14 protein-coding genes are annotated in these 14,843 nt (G+C 67.4%); 2 read left to right on the top strand and 12 right to left on the bottom strand.

Annotated features, from left to right (window positions below; all coding sequences use genetic code 11):
* The 4 genes from KXD98_RS13210 to KXD98_RS13195 are packed head-to-tail and all read right to left on the bottom strand — an operon-like array spanning nucleotide 1 to nucleotide 4,880.
* Nucleotides 1-1,050, bottom strand: a complete 1,050-nt coding sequence (locus tag KXD98_RS13210) for an alpha/beta hydrolase (protein ID WP_260764855.1) — start codon at nucleotides 1,048-1,050, stop codon at nucleotides 1-3.
* Between the two features lie 5 nt (nucleotides 1,051-1,055).
* Nucleotides 1,056-1,274, bottom strand: coding sequence for a Trm112 family protein (locus KXD98_RS13205; RefSeq protein ID WP_260764853.1), 219 nt, complete (start codon nucleotides 1,272-1,274; stop codon nucleotides 1,056-1,058).
* Nucleotides 1,271-1,813, bottom strand: a complete 543-nt coding sequence (locus KXD98_RS13200) for a hypothetical protein (RefSeq protein WP_260764852.1) — start codon at nucleotides 1,811-1,813, stop codon at nucleotides 1,271-1,273. The genes KXD98_RS13205 and KXD98_RS13200 overlap by 4 nt, the downstream gene beginning before the upstream one ends.
* A 52-nt stretch (nucleotides 1,814-1,865) precedes the next feature.
* Nucleotides 1,866-4,880: an acyl-CoA synthetase gene (locus tag KXD98_RS13195; RefSeq protein ID WP_396883192.1), complete on the bottom strand. Its 3,015-nt coding sequence runs from the start codon at nucleotides 4,878-4,880 to the stop codon at nucleotides 1,866-1,868.
* Nucleotides 4,881-4,913: 33 nt separating this feature from the next.
* Between KXD98_RS13195 and KXD98_RS13190 the strand changes: the two genes are divergently transcribed.
* A complete protein-coding gene (locus KXD98_RS13190; protein WP_260764850.1) occupies nucleotides 4,914-6,674 on the top strand; it encodes an ABC-F family ATP-binding cassette domain-containing protein in 1,761 nt (586 codons plus the stop codon).
* Nucleotides 6,671-7,972: a hypothetical protein gene (locus KXD98_RS13185; RefSeq protein WP_260764849.1), complete on the top strand. Its 1,302-nt coding sequence runs from the start codon at nucleotides 6,671-6,673 to the stop codon at nucleotides 7,970-7,972. Before KXD98_RS13190 ends, KXD98_RS13185 begins: the two co-directional genes overlap by 4 nt.
* Here KXD98_RS13185 and KXD98_RS13180 read toward each other — a convergent pair.
* From KXD98_RS13180 to KXD98_RS13145, 8 genes are read right to left on the bottom strand one after another with little or no spacing between them, the layout of a single operon-like run.
* Nucleotides 7,929-8,438 carry a hypothetical protein gene (locus tag KXD98_RS13180; RefSeq protein WP_260764847.1) on the bottom strand — a complete coding sequence of 170 codons (510 nt, stop codon included), beginning with the start codon at nucleotides 8,436-8,438 and terminating at the stop codon, nucleotides 7,929-7,931. The genes KXD98_RS13185 and KXD98_RS13180 overlap by 44 nt on opposite strands.
* A complete protein-coding gene (locus KXD98_RS13175) occupies nucleotides 8,435-8,977 on the bottom strand; it encodes a hypothetical protein (protein WP_260764845.1) in 543 nt (180 codons plus the stop codon). The genes KXD98_RS13180 and KXD98_RS13175 overlap by 4 nt, the downstream gene beginning before the upstream one ends.
* A gap of 23 nt (nucleotides 8,978-9,000) precedes the next feature.
* Nucleotides 9,001-9,624: a DUF4352 domain-containing protein gene (locus KXD98_RS13170; RefSeq protein ID WP_260765179.1), complete on the bottom strand. Its 624-nt coding sequence runs from the start codon at nucleotides 9,622-9,624 to the stop codon at nucleotides 9,001-9,003.
* Nucleotides 9,625-9,637: 13 nt separating this feature from the next.
* A complete protein-coding gene (gene argH, locus KXD98_RS13165; RefSeq protein WP_260764844.1) occupies nucleotides 9,638-11,053 on the bottom strand; it encodes an argininosuccinate lyase in 1,416 nt (471 codons plus the stop codon).
* On the bottom strand, nucleotides 11,050-12,252 hold the full coding sequence (locus KXD98_RS13160; protein WP_260764842.1) for an argininosuccinate synthase: 1,203 nt from the start codon (nucleotides 12,250-12,252) through the stop codon (nucleotides 11,050-11,052). Before KXD98_RS13160 ends, argH begins: the two co-directional genes overlap by 4 nt.
* A gap of 22 nt (nucleotides 12,253-12,274) precedes the next feature.
* Entirely contained in the window at nucleotides 12,275-12,766 is a 492-nt protein-coding gene (locus KXD98_RS13155) for an arginine repressor (protein ID WP_260764841.1), read from the bottom strand.
* Nucleotides 12,763-13,686 carry an ornithine carbamoyltransferase gene (gene argF, locus KXD98_RS13150; RefSeq protein ID WP_260764839.1) on the bottom strand — a complete coding sequence of 308 codons (924 nt, stop codon included), beginning with the start codon at nucleotides 13,684-13,686 and terminating at the stop codon, nucleotides 12,763-12,765. Before argF ends, KXD98_RS13155 begins: the two co-directional genes overlap by 4 nt.
* Nucleotides 13,683-14,834: an acetylornithine transaminase gene (locus tag KXD98_RS13145; protein WP_260765178.1), complete on the bottom strand. Its 1,152-nt coding sequence runs from the start codon at nucleotides 14,832-14,834 to the stop codon at nucleotides 13,683-13,685. Before KXD98_RS13145 ends, argF begins: the two co-directional genes overlap by 4 nt.
* Nucleotides 14,835-14,843 lie beyond the last annotated feature (9 nt).

Genomic DNA, 14,843 nt, shown 5'->3' with positions numbered 1-14,843 from the left:
TCAGCCCCTGAGCACGCCGGCCAGGGTCTCGGCGACGACGCGGTAGGCGACGTCTTCTTCGGGATGGATTCCCGGGAAGAAATAGAACCCGTGCGGCATGCCTTCAGGGAAGTAGCCGACAGCCCGGCCGCCCGCCTGGCGGATGCGGTCGGCGAATGCCCTGGCCGAATCGACGATCGGATCGTGGGTGCCCGCGATGACCACGGCCGGTGGGTACCCGTCCAACTGCCCCTCGATGGGACTGACCCACGGGTGATCCCACGGCGTGGCACCGACGTACGCGCCTCGGATGAAGCCGGCGAAGGCCATGTCGTAGACGATGCCGCGCGGTGCGAGCTCGAGGAACGAGGGCCACCGTTCGAAGTGGAAATCGGCGAACGCACCTAGCATGACCACTGCATCGGGGATCCGCACACCCTCGTCGCGGGCACGCAACGGCAGCGCGGCGGCGAAGTTGGAGCCGGCAGAGTCTCCTGCGACGACCACCCGTGCGGTGTCCGCACCGATGTCGCCACCGTGGGTCGCCACCCAGGCGTAGACGTCGAAGGCATCGTCGAAGGGCACCGGGAAGGTGAACTCGGGTGCGCAGCGATAGTTGGCCGACACGACCAGCGCGTCGTTGCTGATGGCCAGTTTGCGGGCCAGGAAATCGCAGTCCTCCGACGAGCCGACGGTGAATCCGCCGCCGTGGTAGTACACGATCACCGGTAGTGGCCGTTGCGCCGAGCCGGCGGGCCGGTAAAGCTGGCAGCGGGCCACGCCGTCGCGGACCGGCAGGTACACCTGGTCTATGTCGACGTCGGGTACGGCCTCGGCGCCGCTGGGCGGCACCAACGCCGGATCGGGTTGTCGGCCGTCGCCGATATAGCCTGACCGGACCGGCGCAATCATCAGATCGCGCAACGCGACCGGTTGACGGTTGTTGGCGATGACCCGGTACATCGGCATCGCCGGATCGTCCGGGTCGATGTAGCTCAGGCCGTCGATCGACGCCGGCACAGTCACATCGGCCGTGCCGTCGGGGATGACACGCAGGGACTCCTCGACCACTCCAGTCAGGACTGTCCTTCGGCGGCGGCGATCAGCCGGCGATGCTCGTTGTCGTCCACCGCAACAGCCTCGTCGACCAGCAGGACCGGGATGTCGTCCTCGATGCGGTATCTGCGGTGCAGCCGAGGGTTGTACAAGCAGTCGTCGACAAACAGCAGCGGACCACGGTCCTGCGGGCACACCAAAATTGCCAGCAGCTTCTCGTCGAGCGCGGCGCCGCTCAACTGCGGCCCGGCATCGGGAAGATCTGCGAGCCCTGCATCGGATTGTCCGGGACCCATGCCGGCTGCGGGGGCGCACCGGGTGACTGTGGTCCGATCGGACCTTGCGGACCCGGCTGCTGGGCCGGCGCGTTGGCGCTCTGCGCCATCAACTTGCGCTGGTAGGCCACCGTGGCCCGGAGTGCCTCGATCAGCGGGGTCTGGTTGGGACGGCGCTCCAGCGCGTCGGCCAGCGCCTGGGCATTGGCCATCGACGGCCGGAATCCACGCATCCGCAGCGTCATGGCCTGGTCGATCAGCTTGGAGACCTGGCCACCACCGGCACCGCTCTGATACTCCTGCGAGATGGTCATCAACACCTGGTCGGGGTTGACCCGGCGCGGAGTGTCCTGCTGCTGACCCGCCGCGGCGGTCTGGGTCGGTTGGGCCGGCTGCGGAGGCTGGGCCGGCTGGGCCCACGCGGCGGGTGCCGCCAGAACCCCCGCAAGCGCTGCTGCGGCCACCGCGACCGCCGCAGTGCGACGCCTGCTCTGAGATGACATCAACCCTCCTCGTCGAACAGCGCGAGCCTAACAGCGCGCCCTGGCACCGGCATCACGACTGATTGCCGGCGATCCCATTGCGAGCAGCTCCTGTCAAGCGCTTGTACCGAGTGCTATCGGGGTCGCGATACCAGGCGTTACGAGAGGGCTTCGGGATGCCCTGCCGCTGCAGGGGCCCGGCCAGTGGTCGGTAGGTGGCGGTCAACGTCATATCCGAGACCACGTGCACCAGGTCAGGCGCTTCGCCGACGGGCAGCCCGTTCAGCGCTTCACTGAGGTCCGCCGACGGGACACTGCCGCCCGGACACACCGCCAGCGCGGTCACCGCCTTCGTCTCGCCGTCGACATCCACGCCGTAGGTGACCGCCATGTCGACGGCGCCGAGCCGCCCGACGGCGTCATTGACCGTCGCGGCGAACACCGGCCCGCGCGCGGTGTGGATGACCGCGGCGCGGTTGTCGACCAGCCAATAGTCTCCGTCCTCGTCACGACGAAACAGGTATTCGGTGGACACCCAGGTGTCAGCCGGCGCGAAGACGCCGCGCTTGATCGAGGCCAGCGGGTCGACGGGGCCGCGCGGACGGGCTAGCAGCACGCCGATCTCGTTGGTGTCGGCTCGGCGCACGAACCCTTGCTCGTCCTCCAGAATCAGATCTTCTTCAGGGTCGTAGGCCGCCAGCGCGATCTCACCGCCGCCCGGCAGCGGCCTTCCTTTGCTGCCGATCTTGGCGCCCTTGACGTTGGCCAGCACGGCCTGCCCGTCCGTGGTCGCGAAGAACTCGACGACGTTGGCGGGTTCGAACACCTCGACGACGCGCTTCCACAGCCCCGCCGGCATCCCCGAGCCGATAAACAGCCGCACCGGGTGGTTACCGGTCAGTGAGAACGCCGGGTCGTCGATGACCTCACGCAGCATCGCCCAGGTGTACGAGACGACGGTCACGCCGTACTGGCGGATCTCTTGAACGAAGCGGTCCGGGCGCAGTTCCCGCGACAACGCGATGCGCGCGCCGCCCACCACCGCCCCGCCTAGGCTGACCAACAGGCCGGACTGGTGGTGCAGCGGAGTCAGGCAGTACACGGTGTCGCTACGGCTGAGGTTGGCCGCCGACGCGGTGCCGAACGCCGACAGCGCCCACCGGTAATTGGTGATCTGGCGGGCCACCAGCTCCCCGCTGACCGTGCTGAACGCCACGAAGGCCAGGTCGCGCGCCAGACCGGGATTGGGCCGGTACCAGCCGGGCAGCTCGACCCGGTCGGGGTCGATCCGCTCCATGTCGACGACATCGGCGTCGGCCGGAACATGGAGGTCGCGGGACTCGCCGCCACCGAGGACCAGCACCCGCGTGTTGAGTTTTCGAGCGGTGTCCAGACTGCTGGGGTCGGCGATGATCTCGGTGACAGCGGAGAGTTGCACCGCGGTGGCCAGGTCGGCATCGGGAGGCAGCAACGCCGCGACCGCGCCCAGGCGTGACAGCGCGGCGATCGCGACCAGTGCGCTCGGCCGGGTCTCCATCAATACGCCGACCCGGGCACCCTGACGGACCCCGACCTCGATGAGTCCACGCACCACGTTGTTGATCCGGCGATCGACCGCCTCGTAGGTGTGCACCCGGCCGTCGAACAGCAACGCCTCCCCTTGCGGGTAGTCGCGTGCCTGCTCACTCATGATGCGACCCAGTGAGATTCGGGTGTGGTCATTGACCTGTCCGAGACGCGCCAAGCGCGGCAAGGTCCGAGCGGTTTCGACGGCCAGGGTGCGCGCCGAGCGGTTCGCCGACACCAACGCATCAGCTGCCGACCGGGCGAGGCTGAACGCCATCTCGGTGGCGGCTGCGGTGCTGTGGGCCAGCCGGGAGGTCAGCGACACCCCACTCTCGGTGGTTGCCGGCGGCTGCAACGGCATCGGTGCCACACCGTCGGGCATCGATTCCCCACCGTCGAGCCAGCGCACCCAGTCGGCCACCGCGGGCCAGGTCTGGGTTGACGCCTTCGAACCGACGACCAGACCGAAATGCCCTGCCCGGATCAAGAATTCGTAGACGTCGGCCTTTGGCGCGGCGCGTTTGATGCCGCGCACCGAGGCGGGCTGTCCGATGTCGTCGACCTCACCGATCACGGCCAGTACCGGGCAGTCGATGTCAGAGAGCGTGACCAGGTCACCGTGGATTGCGAACCCGCCGGACATCATTCGGTTGTGGGCGATGAATTGTTTGAGTAGTTCGGAGATCGCCGGACCCGACCACGCGATCCAACCCTCCGACGCCAGGAATTTGCGCTGCTGCTCGCGCGGTAACAGTGCCTCCCGGTCGTGAAGTTGACGCAGGAATTCGATCCGTGACTGCGCAGTTTTGATCGGGTCGAGCATCTGGAAGCCGGTCCGGGCCAGCCAGCCGGGGATGTCGATGCGGCTGAACACGTGATCGGCCATGAAGTCGGCTGCTGCCGGGGCCAGGCTGGCGGGCAGATTCATCGGCAGCGCAGCCAGCGTGTCGACCGGTGAGCCGAACGCGACGATGCTGGCGATGTCCTTGGTCCGGCGATACGCCGCAGTCTGGTAGGCGAACATGCCGCCCTGTGAGTATCCGGCCAGGTGGATGTCGCGGCCCGTGACGGTCTTGACCGTGTCGATGGCTTCGCTGAGCGCCACGATGTGGTCGGCAAGCGTGCGTTGCATGCCGCCTTCGATCTTGTCCGGCGACCCGAAGTCGATCACCCACGGATCAACTCCGGCTCGGTGCAGGATGCCGACCGCACCGTCTTCACGGGTGACGTCCCACATGTCGGCAGACATCATCATCGGATGCACCATCAACACCGGAGGTCCGGCGGGCTTGGCGCCGGGCCGGGTGTCGGGCGGAAAGTAGCGCCGCAGCCGGTACATCGGGACGCTCTCGATGATCTGGAACGGTGACGGGACGGCACCGGTCTCCAGTCCGCCGTAGCGCAGCACCTCCAGGCCATTCTGCGCGGTGGCCACCAATCGGCCCACCGGCCCGGTAATCGCCGAGAGGTCCACCAACCTGCGCTCCCCTGTAGCCGTCCTCACCTCACCTGCCGTCGACATCATGGCACAGGCGCCGCCTATCATCGGGCGCTGATGGCAAACCTGATCAACACCGAACGGGTAACGGTCGCCTACGGCACCCGTGCGTTGCTCGACGGCGTCAGTCTCGGGGTTGAGGAGGGCGATGCGATCGGTGTGGTCGGTCGCAACGGCGACGGCAAGTCGACTCTGTTGAAGGTGCTGACCGGAACTCAGGAACCCGATTCGGGGCGGGTGACACATACCTCCGGCCTGTCCGTCGGTTACCTACGCCAGGCCGACGACTTCGAGTCCGGCGCCACGGTGCGGTCGGTGATCGTCGACGGGCGCGCCGATCACGTATGGGCCGCCGACACCCACACCCGGTCGGTGGTCGAGCATCTGCTCGCGGGGGTGGATCTGGATGCGTCGGTGGCCACGTTGTCAGGCGGCGAACGTCGTCGCGTCGCGTTGGCCGAGGTGCTGATCGCCCCGCATGACGTGGTGATACTCGACGAACCGACCAACCACCTCGATGTGGAGGTGATCGGCTGGCTGGCCGAGCAATTGAGCACTCGCCCAGCCCGCGCTGTGGTCATCGTCAGCCACGACCGCTGGTTTCTCGACGCGGTGTGCACCAAAACCTGGGAGGTGCACGACGGAACAGTCGACTCCTATGACGGGGGCTATGCAGCCTACGTACTGGCGCGCGCGGAGCGCATGCGGATGGCGGCCGGCATCGAGGCGCGCCGCAAGAACCTGATGCGCAAGGAGTTGGCATGGTTGCGGCGCGGCCCGCCGGCTCGGACGTCCAAACCCAAGTTCCGCATCCAAGCTGCCAACGACCTGATCGCCGACGAACCCCCTGCCCGCGATTCCCTTGTCCTGCAGAAGTTCGCGACGACGCGTTTGGGCAAAGACGTCTTCGATCTGCATCGGGTGCGACTGGAGGTCGGTGAGCCTGCCCGGGTGGTGCTCGACGGTGTCGACTGGTCCATCGGGCCTGGCGACCGGATCGGACTGGTCGGAGTCAACGGAACCGGCAAGACCTCGGTGCTGCGTCTGCTGCTCGGCGATCTGAATCCCGCGTCGGGCCGGGTCAAACGCGGAGTGACACTGCGCATCGGCTATCTCAGCCAAGCTGTGAGAGAACTCGACGAGTCTCAGCGTGTGCTCGACGCCGTGGAGGACCGGCGACGGATCACCGAACTGGCCGGCGGTAGGGAGATCAGCGCAGACACCCTGCTGAAGGATTTCGGATTCGTCGGCGACAAGTTGACCACCCGCGTCTCCGAGTTGTCCGGTGGGGAGCGCCGCCGACTGCAGTTCCTGCGCCTGCTGCTCGACGAGCCCAACGTGCTGCTGCTCGACGAACCCACCAACGACCTCGACATTGACACGTTGACGGTGATCGAGGACTACCTCGACGGCTGGCCCGGCACCCTGATCGTGGTCAGTCACGACCGGTACTTCCTGGAGCGGGTCAGCGACGTCACCTACGCGTTGACCGGCGGGGGCCGCTGCGATCTGCTGCCCGGCGGCGTCGAGCAGTACCTGGCTGCGCGGGCCGCCGCCGAGAAGCCGCAGGCGTCTGGCAATCAGCCGCGGGCAGAGACCGCAGCCGCTCGGGATCGACGCACCGGCAAGGAGTTGTCGCGCATCGAGAGTCAACTGGGCAAGCTGGACGACCGTATCGCCGCGCTGCACGAGTCGATGGCACAGGCAGCGGCCGACCACGTGCGCGCCGGCGAGCTCAACGCCGAACTCACCGAGCTGCTGGCCAAAAAGAACACGCTCGAGGAGACCTGGTTGGCGCTGGCCGAGGACGGTCAATGAACTGGCTGTGGCAGCCGTTCACCATCTGCCTGCGCTACTGGCCGCAGCTGGCCGCGTGCTACCTGCTCGGCGTGCTGGGCCGCAACGGCGCCATCGAGCTCGCCGCGTGGGCCGGCTATGACAACGATCTCTGGGCGTCGCTGATCATGCCGCTGGCAGGTATCGCCCGGCTGGGCTCCTACGTCGCGATGTTCTTCGTGCTGCGGCCCGCAATCCCCGGAATCGCCGAGCTGCCTCGCCGTTCGGTGCGCGGAGTGGACCTGTTCGCCTCGGTCATCCTGCCGTTCTTCGCGATCTATCTCGCATGGCAGATGTTCCGTGAGGACTGGCTGGCCTTCGAAGTCCGGGCCCTGGGCTACCGGATCGCCGACTCGATCACCGCACCCGGACCCACCGAACTGCACCCCGAAGCCCTACCGGTCAGCGCAACCACCTGGGTGGTCATCGTCCTCGCGCTGGCGGCACGTTTCGCACTGTCGCGTTACGCCGAGAAACTACCGGGATGGTTCGTCGCCATCCGCATCTACGTCGATGCGCTGTGGGTGTTCCTGGTATTGACGCTGTCGGTCAACCAGGGTTTGACCGTCGTGCTCAATCCTGGCGGCTGGCTTGCCCAACGACGGATAGTGGTGTGGTTCAACGAAACCCGGGAAGCGGCATTTGCCCACTTCGCGTTGCTGGAGACAGCGTGGGATTCAGTGCTGTGGGCGGTGCGCACGGTGTTCGGGGGTGCGGCAGTGCCGCTGATCTGGCTGGCCGTCGCCGGAATCGTCTACGGAATCTCGGCGAGTCCGGACTGGCGCGCGTTCCTCGAGCGAGTCGCCGGCCAGCGGGCACGTGCGCTGATGTCACGCCACGCGCAGACCCATCAGCATGTGCGCTCGCGCTGGCAGCGCCTGCCGGAGAAATGGCGCAGTGATGCCGGAGCCTACTTCGAGTCACAGCTGGGCAAGTTCAAGCCGATCGTGGACTCCGGTCGAATCCTGTTGCACGGTGGGGTTTTCGCGTTGTCGCTGTATGTCCTGGCCTACCTCGGGCTGGCCTGGCTGGACATGTCGGGCAGTTTCTACCGAGCCCAGCTCGGATCGGGGTATCTGCTGCGTGCCATGGCGTGGCTGATCGGACCGCAGTCCCAACAGTTCTGGTATGCCGGCATCCCGGCGTGGGAACTTCTGACGCATCTGATCATCGAGCCGCTGCGGATCTGCCTGATCGCAGTGACGCTGGGTTACTGCCTGCATCGTGTTCCGTCGGCTACAGCTGCAACCGGATCGCTATCGAGCCGTCCAGCGTCGTGACATCGACAGCGGTCGGCACCACGTCCTCGGGAATCAGGAAGGCCCACTGCAGCGGCCCGGGTTGGGCGCACGAGAGCGGGGCGTCGCCGGCGGGCTTGATGTTGTACCGGGACAGCGGTTGGCCACGCCAGCGATGGTGACCGTCGGTGAGGACCCCGACGCAGGCCGGGTCGGCGGTGACGGGTCCGTCGCGACGCACCGTCACCGCCGTGACCACGGTGCCCGCCGGTAGCGTGGTGCCGAGCGGCTTGACGCGCTGCCCAAGGTGTCTGACCTCGGCGATCGACCAGCTCTGTCCTTCGACGGTGAGGCTCTGCCGAGCCGGAACCACTGCCGCGGGCGCCATCGTGGATCGGTAGTGCGACCACTTCGGAACGAGGTCGGTGGTGATCACCACGGCCAGCGCGACGATTATCACGACTGTCCCGATCAGGTTACGTTGCCACAACCTCAGCGGCCGCATCATGCGCTCTCCCGTGCCGGCTGCACCGTGAGCGGCGCAGTCTCCCGCACCGCATCGCGCAGCGGGATCTTCACGACGCTTCGTGAGTCGAACCGGCTGTCGCCACTCCACACGCGCAATGTCAGCAGGGATGACGAGGTGAGCTGGTCGGGCGCGACGTCGAACGCCCACGACCCGTGCTGGGTGATCAGCGGGGCGAGTTCAGCACCGAGCTGGACGAATTGAAAGCGGTCCGACGGCGCATAGGTGTTGGGGCCGACCAGTAGTTCGGCTCGGGGCAGCACGAACTCGGAGGTGGCGCGCAGTTCGGCGTCGACGAGCACCCACTCGCCCAGTGCCGGGATCGGCGGGCGACGCGGTGACTGTGCCTGCCGACCGACTCGGACCCCGGTCACCGTGAGATCGAACACCCTGCCACTGACCTGCTCGCCGAGCGTGGCGCCGACGTCGAAGGGCCGGTACACATCCGACGGGGCGGGCAGGTTGTGCCAGAGCGCCGCGGCGGCGATGATGACCGCCCCAGTGGCCGTCGTCCGCCACACGGCGCGACAGCGTGGTTGTGTCGTCATCGGGGGCCCGCGACCTCGAGCACGACGTACCCGTATTCGGTGTCGCTGTCGATGTAGTGCTCGCCGTAGATGACCATGCCCTCGCGCAGAGATTTCCTCCAGACCCGCACGGTGACCGCGTCTCCGGGTACCAGTTCACCCTCTGGCAGTTCCCAGACGTAGGCGAGCTCCTCTTCCAGCCCCGGCCCCAGCGTGATGGCGCGCGATCCGTCGGTCATGCGCGCGACCCCGACAAACTCGGCGTTGTCGACCCCCGACAGGTCCAGCGCCCGGTCGAGGCGTCCGGGAGCAGTACCGTCGTTTCGCAGTGTGAGAACCACACCGAGATAGCGTCGGCCCGGTTTCTCCGGTGCGAGCGAGAAACCTGAGCTGCTCAGTTCGGTGACCAGACGGGCGCGGTGCACGGTGACGGTGTATTGGCCGTCGTCGAACGGCTGCCCCACCGCGAAAGACGTAGCCCCGGTCTCGACTCGGTCGAGGCCACCGAACAACGCTGCCACAGCGAGGATCACCGCCAGCACCGTTGTCCACGACCGGCGCGGACCGCGCTCAGCCAGCCAGCGTCGTAGGTGACTGCCCGGACTGGCGGCGGGCAGTTGCTGCTCCGGCTGGGCGGCCATCACGCAGACGATGCTAGCGGCGCAGGCGCAATCGCAACGCGTCGGCGGCCTGTCGTACCGCACCTAGTTGTCTGGCCACCTGCACCGGTGCAGTGCCGCCGCGGGCGTCGCGCGAGTTGACCGATCCTTCGGTGGTCAACACCTCGCGGACCTGCGGGGTCAGTTCTGGGTGCAGGTCGGACAGTTCGGCATCGGCAAGGTCCTCCAAACCGACGCCGCGGGCCTCCGCGGCTCGCACCGCGGCACCGGCCGCTTCGTGTGCGACGCGGAAGGGGACGCCGCGCCGCACCAGCCATTCGGCGACGTCAGTGGCCAACGTGTAGCCCAGCGGCGCCAGTTCGGCCATTCGGTCGACGTCGAAGCGCAACGTCGCGACCAGCCCCGCCATCGCCGGCAGCAACAATTCGAGCTGAGCGACCGAGTCGAAGACCGGCTCCTTGTCCTCCTGTAGATCGCGGTTGTAGGCCAACGGTTGCGCCTTCAGCGTGGCCAGCAGCCCGGTCAGATTGCCGATCAGCCGGCCCGACTTGCCGCGCGCCAATTCGGCGATATCGGGGTTCTTCTTCTGCGGCATGATCGAGCTGCCGGTCGACCATGCGTCGTGCAATGTCACGTAGCCGAACTCGGTGGTGCTCCACAAGATGATGTCCTCGGCGAGCCGAGAAAGGTCCACCGCGATCATCGTGAACACGAACGCCGCTTCGGCAGCGAAATCCCGGGCCGCGGTTGCGTCGATGGAATTGTCAGCTGCAGCGCTGAAGCCGAGTTCAGCGGCGATCGCGTCCGGATCCAGTCCCAGCGAGGAACCGGCCAAGGCACCCGAACCATAGGGCGAGACCGCAGCCCGTATGTCGGCATCAACAAGCCGGTCGACATCGCGCAACAACGGATGCGCATGGGCGAGCAGGTGGTGGGCCAGCAGGATGGGCTGTGCCGACTGCAGGTGCGTCTTACCCGGCATGATGGCGGTCGGATGGGCGGCAGCCTGGGTGGCCAGTGCCGACACCACCTCCAGGACGCCATCTGCGACCCGGCGGATCGCGTCGCGCAGCCACAAGCGGAACAAGGTTGCGACCTGATCGTTGCGGGATCGCCCGGCCCGCAGCCGGCCGCCCAGGTCGGCCCCGACCCGGTCGATCAGTCCTCGTTCCAGCGCCCCGTGGACGTCCTCGTCGGAGACGAGCGGACCGAAACTGCCGTCCGCGACATCGCCGGCCAGATTGTCCAGCCCGGCCAGCAGTTCGTCGCGCTGCTCTGCGGTGAGCAAGCCGGCCGAAAACAATACCCGGGCATGGGCTTTGGAGGCGACGATGTCGTAAGGCGCCAGCGCCCAGTCGAAGTGGGTACTCTTGCTCAGCGCCGCCAGCGGTTGCGCCGGTCCGTCGGTGAACCGCCCACCCCACAGCGACCCCTCGTTGGTGGTGTTCACCCGATGCCCAGGTCGCGGCGCGCCGAGATGCTCGACGACAAGCCATGGATCTGGACGAAACCCCGCGCCGCGGACTGGTCGAAGGTGTCGCCCTCGTCGTAGGTCGCCAGGTTGAAGTCGTAGAGCGACTCCGCGCTCCGACGGCCGTTCACCGCGATGTGGCCGCCGTGCAGCACCAGCCGGATCTCGCCGGTGACGTGCTGCTGGGTATGGGCGACAAACGACTCCAACGCCGACTTCAGCGGGGAGAACCACAGCCCGTCATAGACCAGCTCACCCCACTTCTGGTCGGTCGTGCGCTTGAACCGGCCGAGTTCACGCTCCAGAGTGACGTGTTCGAGCTCGGTGTGTGCGGTGATGAGCACCATCGCCCCTGGGGCTTCGTAGATCTCCCGGCTCTTGATGCCCACCAGCCGGTCCTCGACGACATCGAGGCGCCCCACACCCTGGGCTCCGGCGCGTTGGTTGAGCACCTCGATGGCCTGCAGCACCGATACCGCGCGCCCGTCCACCGACACCGGCACGCCCTTGTCGAAACCGATGACCACCTCGTCGGGACTGCTCCAGTTCACGGTGGGGTCCTCGGTGTAGTCGTAGACGTCTTTGGTCGGGGCATTCCACAGGTGCTCGAGAAACCCGGTCTCGACCGCGCGGCCCCAGACGTTCTGGTCGATCGAGAACGGCGAGCGTTTGGTGACATTGATCGGGATGGCGTTCTCCTCGGCGAAGGCAATCGCCTTCTCGCGGGTCCACGCATAGTCGCGCACGGGCGCAAGGACCTCGAGATCGGGTGCCAGGGAAGCGAATCCGACCTCGAAGCGGACCTGGTCGTTGCCTTTGCCGGTGCAACCGTGAGCAACGATGCCGCCACCGTGCTCGCGGGCCGCATCGACGAGGTGCTTGACGATCAGCGGCCGGCTCAGAGCCGACACCAGCGGGTATCGGTCCATATAGAGCGCGTTGGACTGGATCGCGGGCAGGCAGTACTGCTCGGCGAACTCGTCCCGGGCGTCGACGACGACAGCTTCGACGGCGCCGCAGTCCAGCGCCCGCTGCCGCACCACCTCCATGTCCTCACCGCCCTGTCCGAGGTCGATGGCCACGGCGACCACCTCGCGACCGGTCTCCTTGCCGATCCAGCTGATCGCCACCGAGGTGTCCAGACCGCCGGAATACGCCAGGATGACGCGCTCGGACATAGGGAACTCCTTCTACTACGTGTTACTTGAGGCTTCGGGAAAGATCTTCGACCGTGGCGGCCAGTTCCGCGCCGGTCATCGGTTCGCGCGCGATGACGAGGATGGTGTCGTCGCCGGCGATGGTTCCGACCACGTACGGCAGCGCCGCCCGGTCGAGGGCGCTGGCCAGGTAGTGCGCGGCTCCGGGAGGAGTGCGCAACACCGCCAGGTTGCCACTGGCGTCGGTCGACACCAGGAGGTCGCCGAGCAGTCGGGTCACCCGATCGGTGCCGCCGCTGACGCCGCGCACCGGGCTGCCGTCCTCGGGGACGATGTAGACCCCGACGCCGCCGTCGGCGCCGCGTAATTTGACCGCACCGAGTTCCTCGAGGTCACGCGACAACGTCGCCTGGGTCACCTCGATACCTTCGTCGGCCAACAGCGCTGCCAGCTCGCTTTGGCTGCGCACCGAGCGCTCCGACAACAGTGCCACGATCCTGGCCTGCCGCCCTGCCCGGGTGGCAGAGGCGGTCATCGGTTCTCCAGCAGCCACACCAGCAGGGCTTTCTGGGCGTGCAGCCGGTTCTCGGCCTCATCCCAGACCGCACTCTGCGGACCGTCGATGACCTCATCGGTGATCTCGTGTCCACGGTGCGCCGGAAGGCAATGCAGCACAACGGCTTCGGAGTCAGCACGGGCCAACAGGTCGGCATTGAGCTGGAAGGGCCGGAACGGCCGGACCCGATCCAGGCCGTCGTTCTCCTGACCCATCGAGGTCCAGGTGTCGGTCACCAGCACATCGGCGCCGTCTGCCGCGCTGCGCGCATCATCGGTGACGGTCACCGTTGCCCCGGTCTGGTGGGCCCGGGTCTCAGCTGCGGCGACGAACATCGGGTGCGGCTCGAAACCCCGCGGGGCGGCGATGGTGACGTTGACTCCGGCGGTCACTCCGCCCAGCATCAGCGAATGCGCCATGTTGTTGGCGCCGTCACCGAAGTAGCTGAGCCGCAACCCACCCAGTGCGCCCTTACGCTCGGCCAGGGTCTGCAGGTCGGCGAGCACCTGGCACGGGTGGAATTCGTCGGACAGCGCGTTGACGATCGGAACGGTCGAACCGGAGGCCATCGCGGTCAAGCGCTCCTGGGCGAAGGTGCGCCACACGATGGCATCGACGTAACGGGACAGGACCGCCCCGGTGTCCTCCAGGGTTTCCTCGCGGCCGAGTTGGGTGCTGCGGCCGTCGACCACGACGGCGTGCCCGCCGAGTGCGGCGATGCCCATCTCGAACGAGAATCGGGTGCGGGTCGAGTTCTTCTCGAAGATCACCGCGACACCACGTGGGCCCTCGAGCGGCCGACGGCTGAACGGATGCTGCTTGAGCTGTGCTGCCAGGGCCAGCACCTCCGCCTGTTCGTCGGGCGAGAGGTCGTCGTCGCGCAGGAAGTGCCGGATCATGAGGTCCTCATCTCTGCATCCGCCTGGTCCAGGATGGCGGGAAGTGCGGATACGAAAGTGTCGACCTGAGCTTCGGTGATCACCAACGGTGGGGCCAGCCGCACGATGTTCGCCGCGGCGGCGTTGACCAGGAAGCCGGCCTGTCGAGCGGCTGCCTCGGCCTGCTTGGCCGCGTCGACGTTCAGCACCACGCCGCGCAGCAGTCCGCGACCACGCACATGGTCGACCAGCGGATGCGCGAGCGCTTCGATGCCGTCGGCCAACGTCTTGCCGAGGATGTCGGCGCGCTCGATCAGGCCGTCGTCGGCCAGGACACCCAGGACGGCCAGCGCGGCCGCGGTGCACACCGGGTTGCCGCCGAACGTGCTGCCGTGCAGGCCGGGGGTGAGCAACTCGGCGGTGTCCCCCACGGCCAGGCACGCACCGATCGGCAGTCCACCGCCGAGCCCTTTGGCCAACGTCACCACATCAGGGGTGATGCCGTCGTGCTGGTGGGCGTAGAAGGCGCCGGTGCGCCCCACCCCGGTCTGCACTTCGTCGAGCACCAGTAGCGCACCGTGCTTCGCGGTGATCTCGCGGGCGGCGACCAGGTAGCCCGGCGGCGGGACGACGACTCCGCTCTCCCCCATGATCGGCTCGAGGAACACCGCGGCGGTCTCGGAATCGACGGCAGCGGACAGCGCTTCGGCGTCGCCGTAGGGCACGAAGGTGACGTATCCGGGCAGCGGCTCGAACGGCGCCCGCTTGGTCGGCTGACCCGTCAGCGCCAGGGACCCCATCGTGCGACCGTGAAAGCCGCCTTGGGCGGCAACGAGTTTCGTTCTGCCGGTCAGACGGCTGATCTTGAAGGCCACCTCGTTGGCCTCGGTCCCGGAATTGCAGAAGAACACCCGCGCCGGCGCACCGAGATGCCCTACCAGCGCTTCGGCCAATGCGATGCCCGGCTCGGTGGCATACAGGTTGGACGTATGGCCCAGAGTGCTCATCTGCCGGTGCACCGCCTCGGTCACCGCGGGGTGACAATGCCCCAGCACGTTGACCGCGATACCGCCCAGCAAGTCGAGGTAGGTGGTGCCCTCGACGTCGGTGACGGTGGCGCCGTGCCCACTGGCCAACGCCACCGGCGGGGTGCCGTAGTTGTTCATCATGACCGCCGA

The sequence above is a fragment of the Mycobacterium sp. SMC-4 genome (assembly GCF_025263265.1).
Classification (GTDB): domain Bacteria; phylum Actinomycetota; class Actinomycetes; order Mycobacteriales; family Mycobacteriaceae; genus Mycobacterium.
The sequence above is the reverse complement of the archived record's forward strand: the minus strand, read 5'-3'. Positions and strand labels throughout refer to the sequence as shown.